Raw genomic sequence first — 8,913 nt, forward strand, 5'->3', positions numbered from 1 at the left:
AATCTTGTTACCTCTCGGCAAAAAAATGTTAATTTATTCTGGACATGGTAGACAGTGTCCGGATTTGATCTAAATTGAGTTTCAGGTTGATGACTTATTCAAACCCTTACTGAATTCGAATTGATCCGAAAGTCGCTGTCTTTCTTGGGTAAGCTACGAAAAATAGCCACTGCACGTAAATCACTTTTAACTGTCTGTCTATTTGGTCGGATGGTAGTGACTTGATTTGCCTGCCAGAAATGGACGAACATGAGACGATACTGCACACGTATTTCTCGCTTTAAGAGCGTGAGCGATGGTTTTGCTTTTTTAGTACTTCTTTGCCTGACTGCCTTTTCGGCCGCGCAAGACTTGACGATTTACACAGAAGATTGGCCTCCGATTAATTTTAAAACTGTCAATGCAATCGATGGTATGGCTGTTGATCTTGTGCGTGCATTGCAGTCTCGCATCGGCGTAAGCCAAGAAATTCATCTAGTGCCTTGGGCTCGGGGTTATAAAGCTGTATTGGAAGAACCTAATGTCATGTTGTTTAGCGTTGGTCGCACACCAGAACGCGAAAAATTAATGCGCTTATTAGGACCGATTGCGATTTCGGATACCGTGCTCTATACCAGAAAGGGAAGTGCAGAACGTCTGCGCTCACTACGTGATGGTATTTATGCTTTACCAGTTGGCGCGTATCGCAGCAGTATCTTTGTTGATGTCGCCAGAAAAAAAGGATTTCAACATATAGAGCAGGCGAATTCACCGCAAATTGAAGCAAATATGTTGCTAGCTGGTCGTTTTGATATGTTGGTTGAAAGTAGTGTCGCGATCAATCAAATACTCAAGGGAATCGGTCATACGAGTGGTGAAATAGAAAAGGTCGCTGTACTTGATAGCCTTGAGCTCTATCTGGCATTCTCACTGAATACTTCTCCTGAGATTTTAAACGCATGGGAAAGCGCCTTGCGTGCTGCCAAAAAAGACGGCAGCTTTCAAAAAATTTATCAAAAATGGTTTCCTGATGAGATGCCTCCAATGGACGTGCAAAGGTTAGGTCCTGCAGATCGTTTGTGAAATAGTAAGTAATTAACGAGTTATTTAACGAGTTATTTTTGATTCGTAGATTGCAGATTAAAATTTATTTTTGGATAAAATTTTTCCAGATTTTGATTACTCACAACGTGAATAATTGTTAATGCAGGGAAAGTGTTTTTCTCCGCGTGATATGCTTTCGCTAACTGGATTTCTCGCGCGACAAGCATTTCAATTCATGCATTCTCATGTGTGTAATAAGTCTTCAAATTAATTAAGTTGCATGGCATTCGTTAAACCTTATCAATGACCTCGTGAAAAAGTTGCAATAGCTGGAAGTTGAGGCTAACTTGATTGAGATGCAGTCTATTTTTCTTCGGTAGACCGATGGTGCATACTGTGCAATACAACCTTAGAAAATGCATGACAATGTCATACGTGTTTTAAATTAAAGTTTAACGAGCTCTTGCTCCTTGAAAGAATTGTTCCACCTTGCTTTTGTTAGGAAGCTAATTGGCTGGTCGCTTATTCGTTTCATTGTGCGCTAAAAAATATCATTATTAAAAAATTCATTTCAATTTTTTGTGTAGAACATTTGTACAAAAATTGACGGATTGTTTTTCATTTTAGGGAGTAGGTATGACTTCGTTGTCATTGCGTCAAAAACTCATCGCTATCTGTGTTTCAACGATGATACTGGGCATGGTTGCAGTTGTTTTTACGAATTTCTTCACAACCAAATCGCGTATTCTCGAATCGATCAATGCGCAAATGTCTCAACTCTCGCAAAAGAGCGCCACGAGTATTGCTGATTGGGCAAAATCTCAAAAGACAGTGGTTTCCTCTTTGAAGCTTGCAGTAGAGTCACCAGATCCTTTGCCAGCAGTGAAGGCGGCGCAAATGGCTGGTGGCTTTGACCTCTCTTATATTGGCTATGCCGACAAACATTTTGTGTTTTCTGAAGAGCGCAAGCGTGCCGCTGATTATGATCCGACTGCCCGGCCTTGGTACAAAAAAGCGTCACAAATATCAGGCCCTGTTTTGACAGCACCATACGCAAGTGCTAGTACCGGAAAACTTCTTGTGACATTTGCTGAAGCTATCGGCGTAACGGGGCAAACCACTGCTGTGGTCGCTTCAGATGTGTTGCTTGACTCTGTGATTGCCAACGTAAACGCAATTAAACCAACACCAGAAAGCTTTGCGTTTCTGGTTGATAAAAGTAAAGAAAATATTATTGCTCATCCAAATAAGGATTTGATCTTAAAGCCACTGAAGGATTTGGACGCGAGCCTGACTCTGGATAACTTGCAGGAAAATATCAAATCTGGTGGCGGTAAAGCAACGCATCTGAATGGGCGCGATGGCTTACTCTATACAATACCGGTCGATGGTACTGATTGGCTGCTTGTTATTGTCTTAGATAAGGCAGAAGCAACGCAGGTGTTGGGTGCTTTATTGGTTTCATCGGCAATCACAGCTATCGTGCTCTCGATTGCTGCCGTATTGCTCCTGACCTTCTTGATTACGCAGTCATTAAAACGCATGGAAGCTGTTCGTGATGCCATGATTGATATCGCGTCAGGTGACGGTGATCTCACACGTCGTCTGGATGCGGATGGAACGGATGAGCTGGCGCAGATCTCCGGTGCATTTAATCGTTTTGTCGATAAAATCGCCAAGGTATTATTTGAAATTCGCCATGCCAGTGAGTCGGTTAAAGGGGCATCAGGTGAAATTGCTGCTGGTAACGCCGATTTGTCCTCACGTACTGAAATGCAAGCAGGCTCACTCGAAGAAACCTCCAGCACCATGGAAGAGTTGACTTCCACTGTGAAGCAAAATGCGGAGAATGCTCGACAGGCAAATCAAATGGCATTGGCGGCGTCTTCTGTTGCCGTTTCTGGTGGTGAAGTTGTTGCCCGCGTAGTAGAAACGATGGGTTCGATTAAGGACAGTTCACGTAAAGTCGTCGATATTATTGGCGTGATTGATGGTATTGCGTTCCAGACCAATATTCTGGCTTTGAACGCAGCGGTGGAAGCAGCGAGAGCTGGTGAACAGGGACGTGGTTTTGCGGTAGTGGCTTCCGAAGTGCGTAATCTGGCACAACGTTCTGCTGGTGCTGCGAAAGAAATTAAAGAGTTAATTGGAGACTCAGTAGCCAAAGTGGATATTGGTAGTACCTTGGTCGATGACGCAGGTAAAAATATGGAAGAAATCGTCGCTGCGATCAAACGTGTCGCGGATATTATTTCTGAAATTGCTGCCGCTAGTGAAGAACAAAGTTCAGGGATCGGCGAGGTCAATGGTGCGATTTCTGACATGGATGATATGACGCAACAAAATGCCGCATTGGTTGAACAAGCGGCTGCCGCCGCGCAAAGCTTGCAACAACAAGCAATGAATCTGGCAAGTACGGTTGCGGTATTTAAACTCGATTAATTTCAATATTTATAAAAATCCCCATGATGATCTGTTCGTCAAGGGGATTTTTTTTGTCTATACTCAGTTTTTACTACCTGATTTTCTCAGTACTAGGTGGCTGGCGATACCTAATAAGATTCCCCAGCAAGCAGCGCCTAGTCCCAGTAGCGTCAAATTGGATGCGGTCACGATAAACGTGATCAGTGCAGCCTCCCTTTCTTCTGGCTCTGCCATGGCGTTGACTAAGCCATTCTGTATTGCACCCAACAAAGCGAGCCCGGCCACGGTGCTGACCAGTGCATGCGGCAACAGTAAAAATAAATCCTTAAGTGAGCCAGCAAAACACCCGATCAATACATAAAAGATGCCACAAGCGACGCCTGCTATCCAACGCTTTTCTCTCTTTTGATGTGCCTCTGATCCAGTGCAGATGGCGGCAGTAATTGCCGCCAGATTGATGCCATGCGCACCAAAAGGCGCGAATATCAAACTGGTAAAACCGGTAACACTGATTAACTTGCTGACGGGCACTTTGTCGAAACCAGCTGCTCGCAAAACGGCAATACCTGGAACCTGTTGACCCGTCAAACACAAAACAGCTAAAGGTATGGCCAGGCTAATGATCGCTTTGACAGAGAATTCAGGGGTGCTCCAGATTGGTTTTGTGAGAGCGAAGTGCCAGACGGATTCAGTTGTGAGCTTAGCTGCTTGATTGTCCCAGTCAACTATTCCCCAGACTACGACACCTGTCATGAGCGTTAACACGACCGCGTAACGTGCAGATTGACGTTTGTATGCGAGGTAGGCAAAGAACATGATTGCTGTCAGCCAGGGTGCTCCTTTGCTTTCGCTATGCGTATTAGCAAATACCTCCACGCCAAATCTGAATAAAATGCCGGCTAGCATGGCGGCACACAGGCTCTTCGGTATTGCTGACATTAATCTATTGAAAGCTCCCGTCGCGCCAATAAGAAAGGTGATCGCTGCCGCAACAAGGTATGCGCCAATAGCTTGATTGTAGGGGACGGTCATCAGTCCAGTAACTAATAGTGCGGCACCTGGCGTATTCCACGCACAAATAACAGGAGTTTTGTAGCGGTAACTTAATCCTATGCTACAGATACCAGATCCAATCGATACTGCCCATAACCACGAACTACTGAGATCTTTACTTAAGTGTGCTGCTTGTGCCGCTTGCACCATCAACAGCATGGGGCCTGCGTAAGAAATTAAGACAGCAATCAGTCCCGCGAGAATGGCCGGAAAATAATCCGTGGCCAAATCGGAGAATGGCTGGTTGGTCTTGCCAAGATCAGATGAGAGGGGGGAGGTAGGTGTTTTCATGCACTTAGTATAGAGTCCGTTCAGACAGCATTTGCGTACAGTCTGTGTCTGCTTTATGCTATACAGATTGCTATATATTGGATTTGTTATGCAGCACAATTATCGAAAAATTGCGGAACAGTTAAATCAGCTTATTCGCACGCATCAATATCAAATTGGTGAGCGTCTGCCATCGGTACGTACATTCGCTAATCAGCATCACGTCAGTGTTTCTACCGTACTTCGTTGCTATCGCTATCTTGAAAGCCTTGGCATGATTGAGGCACGGGCGAAGTCAGGCATGTATGTCGCGGATTGGAAAGTGAGGCATTCGAGCATTTTGGGTGAAAAATCTGCCCGAAAAATGCCGTCTGAAATGCGGGTAATAGAATTCGATAAGCTGCGTTCTTTACAGCACCGAATGACGGAACTGTACTCATTGACTGATCAGCCTCTGCAGTTGCGTTTGCATCTCGCCAGTGCTGCACCAGAATGGTACCCAACCAAAGAAATGTCAAAAATCGCACAAACGATACTCAGGCAATGTCCGGAGATGTTGGGCGAATATCCGACAGGAACTGGCTTAGCTGCATTGAAAGAGCAGTTGGTCCATTGGCTTGCGACCTTTAGTCTTGATGTGCAAACATCGGAATTGCTAATCACCAATGGTAGTACCGAGGCGCTTAGTGTAGCTTTGCGCGCAGTCGCGCAAGCGGGAGACGCGATTGTGGTTGAGTCACCGGTCTATTTTGGTTTGTTGCAAGTGATAGAAAATCTCGGTATGAAAGCGATTGCTGTGCCTTGTATTGAAGATCAGGGCATGAGTATGGAGGCACTTGAGTATGTGCTGGAGCACCAAACCGGTCTTAAAGCGATCGTCGTCATGCCGAATTTTCAGAATCCCCTGGGTTGTACCATGCCAGATAAAAATAAAAAGCATTTGTTGCGACTGGCTGAACAATATGATCTAGCCGTCATTGAAGACGATGTTTTTGCTGATTTGTCGCCACACAATGAGCGCCCACGACCTATGAAAGCATGGGATAAGCATGGTCGGGTGATTTATTGTGGCTCATGTAGCAAGAGTATGGCACCAGGTTTTAAAGTTGGTTGGGTTGCAGGTGGTCGTCATCATGCAAAGATCGCGTCTTTAAAGCTAAGTCATTCCTTGGTAACGCCCTTGTTTGAACAGGCAGTGCTGGCAGAATTCATGCAAACTGGTGCGTTGCATGCGCACTTAAGAAAATTACGAGAACGTTTGGCGGCGAATATTCCAGCCGCGACCGTGGCTTTGCAAACCTATTTCCCCCTCGGCACACGAATAGTGAGTAGTGCCGGAGGATGGTGGGTTTGGATCGCTTTGCCGCAACAGATTGATGCATTGGTATTGTTGCGACGTGCCGTTGCGATGGGTTTGTCATTTACGCCTGGTTCATTATTTTCGAACTCAGAAAAATTCTCACATTATTTGCGCTTGAATATCGCTCAACCATGGGGGAGCGAGATGGAGTCCGGTATGAAATTACTGGGGGCATTAGTTCACGAACTGGCTCAATAAGCTGCATTTTATTGGTGCTCAGAATTAATTTTCAATTTGCTCTAAAATTGCCGCCACTCTTCAATCAAAAGCATGAGGCTGGTAATTTCAAACCAGCCTGACGTCTATTGTTGGAAGTTCATTGTTATGGGAATTCAAGCTTCCCCAAATCGAGGTCAGTAATGCAATCATCAACAGCAAATTCGGATGCAACAAGGTCGAAATTAATTCCCACCTCATCAGACAATTCAGCCCTCAGTCACGAATTACCGCTGATTAGTACCTGGATGACTTTTTTAATTGCCACTGCCTGTGGCTTGATTGTGGCCAATCTATATTATGCACAGCCGTTGATTGGACCCATCAGTCAGGCATTGGGGCTGGACCCGAAAGCCTCGGGTTTGATCGTGACCTTAACGCAAATTGGGTATGGGCTGGGATTGTTGCTGATAGTTCCGCTCGGTGATTTGATTGAAAATCGCAAGCTCATTCTTGGTACCATGGTGCTCGGTACCTTGGCACTATTGTGTGCTGCGACTGCCAGTACGCCTCTGGTATTCTTGACTGCCGCTTTTTGCATTGGAGTCGGATCGGTCGCGGTCCAGATATTGGTTCCATTAGCTGCCCATATGGCGCCGGAGGCATTTCGCGGTCGTGTAGTTGGTAATGTTATGAGTGGTTTGATGATGGGTATCATGCTGGCACGGCCTGTCGCTGGTTTTATCACGCAAATATCGTCATGGCATGTGGTGTTTTATGTGTCGACCATTGTAATGATCGTATTGGCGCTGGTCTTGTCTAAGGCCTTGCCGCAACGCCTTCCAGTAGCGAAATTGCGTTATAGCGAATTACTCAAATCCATGTGGCATTTGGCACTGCATACACCGCCTTTGCGTCGTCGCTCGATTTATCATGCGCTTATGTTTGCTAGTTTTAGCATGTTTTGGACAACGACGCCATTGTTGTTGGCAGGCCCAGAATTCCATTTATCACAAGCAGATATTGCGCTATTTGCTTTAGCAGGTGTCGCTGGAGCAATCGCGTCGCCGATCGCAGGTAGGGTCGCTGATAAAGGCTGGACACGGCCTGCGACTGCTGTCGCGATGCTGTGTGCTGCTACAGCGTTTTTGCTGACACATCTTGCACCTTATGGTTCACATTGGGCCTTGGGTCTATTGGTTGCCGCGGCAATTTTGTTGGACTTTGGCGTCGCTGGTAATCTGACTTTGGGGCAGCGTACTATTTTTTCGTTAGGGGCAGAACATCGCTCACGCCTCAATGGCATCTATATGGCGACTTTCTTCATGGGTGGTGCTGCCGGTTCCGCAATCGGTGCCTGGGCCTTTGCTTACGGCGGATGGTGGTTGGCTTCTTGTTTCGGTTTTTGTTTACCGGTTCTAGGTTTATTATATTTTCTTTCTGAGCCTAAACAGTAATGGTAGGCTTAGCTCTAATGTTGCGATGCTAAAGGCTGATGCAACGACCGCGGCGCGCGTTGCTGAGGCCAAAGTGGATGGCGTGACCCTAAATGCTTGTCAAAATTCGATGGTTGGCATGAAACTTAAACCAGAAGATATGAACCCGGTAGTGACTTTCGTGCCGTCTGGTGCTGGCGAGATTGTCAAGAAACAGCATGTGGGATATAGCTATTTCCGCCCGTGAATTTGCCACGTAATGACTGCTGTTGATCATAAGAAAAGTTTAGAAATGGCAAAATATTGGGTGGAATCTAATCCCATGCAAATTCTGGAATTTTTCCAAGACCTTTAAACACTGGTTTAGAGAACCAATATCCCTGCATCAATTCGATACCTGAACTCCGTAAGAAATCTCGTTCCGCGCGGGTTTCTATTCCCTCTGCAAGTACCTTGATATTTAATGACTTACAAATGTGTACTATGCCACTTACAATAGCTTGTCTCGGCCGATTGGTATCGATACCTCGCACTAAATCCATATCAATTTTGACGATATCTGGTTGATACTCTGATAGTAAATTTAATCCTGCGTAACCAGCGCCAAAGTCATCAATCGCTGTATGAAACCCAAATCTTCGGTATTCCTTAAAGATATTGACTAAATGCGGGCGATCCTCGACACGTTCGCCTTCGGTTACTTCGAAAATGATCTTCTCGATTGGAAAATTAAATTTTTTTGCTGCCTCAAAAGTACTTCGAATACATACTTCCGGGCGATAGACTGCATTCGGCAAAAAATTAATGGAAAGAAACTCCTGCATGTTTAGCCGTGCAGCACCTTCTACCGCTTTGGAACGACAAAGTTGGTCAAAACGGTATCTATTATTATCGTTAATTTTAGCCAGAATACTAGCCGCAGACTCGCCATTTGGTCCGCGCACCAAAGCCTCATATGCATAAATATTCCGTGTGGCAAGATTCACGATAGGTTGGTACGCATATTCAAACTCGAACTCAAACGGTTCATCATTACGACAAGCAGTGCATACGTTGGTCTCCGCCGCATCATGTGTAAGACTGTCTGCTTTACCTCGATATGCCGTATTTTCATGAATTTGAATCATTGAAGCCTCACTAAATTTTCCAATAGAGCCAATATAGTTGATTTTAATTCTAGTTGCAGACTGA

General features: G+C 45.3%; 7 protein-coding genes. 5 read left to right on the forward strand and 2 right to left on the reverse strand.

Annotated elements, in window-relative coordinates:
* Positions 1 to 249 precede the first annotated feature (249 nt).
* Both ACO0KY_RS05580 and ACO0KY_RS05585 read left to right on the forward strand, forming a co-directional pair.
* Positions 250 to 1,062, forward strand: coding sequence for a substrate-binding periplasmic protein (locus ACO0KY_RS05580; RefSeq protein WP_423044783.1), 813 nt, complete (start codon positions 250 to 252; stop codon positions 1,060 to 1,062).
* Positions 1,063 to 1,659: 597 nt separating this feature from the next.
* Positions 1,660 to 3,465: a methyl-accepting chemotaxis protein gene (locus ACO0KY_RS05585; RefSeq protein ID WP_186910474.1), complete on the forward strand. Its 1,806-nt coding sequence runs from the start codon at positions 1,660 to 1,662 to the stop codon at positions 3,463 to 3,465.
* Positions 3,466 to 3,528: 63 nt separating this feature from the next.
* Here the strand turns inward: ACO0KY_RS05585 and ACO0KY_RS05590 are convergent, their stop codons facing one another.
* On the reverse strand, positions 3,529 to 4,791 hold the full coding sequence (locus ACO0KY_RS05590) for a benzoate/H(+) symporter BenE family transporter (RefSeq protein ID WP_423044784.1): 1,263 nt from the start codon (positions 4,789 to 4,791) through the stop codon (positions 3,529 to 3,531).
* A gap of 88 nt (positions 4,792 to 4,879) precedes the next feature.
* Here ACO0KY_RS05590 and ACO0KY_RS05595 point away from each other — a divergent pair, with 88 nt between their 5' ends.
* The 3 genes from ACO0KY_RS05595 (at position 4,880) to ACO0KY_RS05605 (ending at position 7,969) form a co-directional block, all read left to right on the forward strand.
* Entirely contained in the window at positions 4,880 to 6,328 is a 1,449-nt protein-coding gene (locus ACO0KY_RS05595) for a PLP-dependent aminotransferase family protein (RefSeq protein ID WP_423044785.1), read from the forward strand.
* 266 nt (positions 6,329 to 6,594) lie between these two features.
* Positions 6,595 to 7,743 carry an MFS transporter gene (locus tag ACO0KY_RS05600; protein WP_423044877.1) on the forward strand — a complete coding sequence of 383 codons (1,149 nt, stop codon included), beginning with the start codon at positions 6,595 to 6,597 and terminating at the stop codon, positions 7,741 to 7,743.
* Between the two features lie 25 nt (positions 7,744 to 7,768).
* A complete protein-coding gene (locus tag ACO0KY_RS05605) occupies positions 7,769 to 7,969 on the forward strand; it encodes a DsrE family protein (RefSeq protein ID WP_423044786.1) in 201 nt (66 codons plus the stop codon).
* Positions 7,970 to 8,036: 67 nt separating this feature from the next.
* On the opposite strand, the gene ACO0KY_RS05610 is transcribed toward ACO0KY_RS05605, so the two are convergent.
* Positions 8,037 to 8,849 (reverse strand): EAL domain-containing protein, encoded by an 813-nt coding sequence (locus ACO0KY_RS05610; protein ID WP_423044878.1) that lies wholly within the window; start codon positions 8,847 to 8,849, stop codon positions 8,037 to 8,039.
* Between the last annotated feature and the right edge of the window lie 64 nt (positions 8,850 to 8,913).

It is taken from the genome of Undibacterium sp. Dicai25W, assembly GCF_049340505.1.
In the GTDB taxonomy this organism is placed as follows: Bacteria; Pseudomonadota; Gammaproteobacteria; order Burkholderiales; family Burkholderiaceae_D; genus Undibacterium; species Undibacterium jejuense.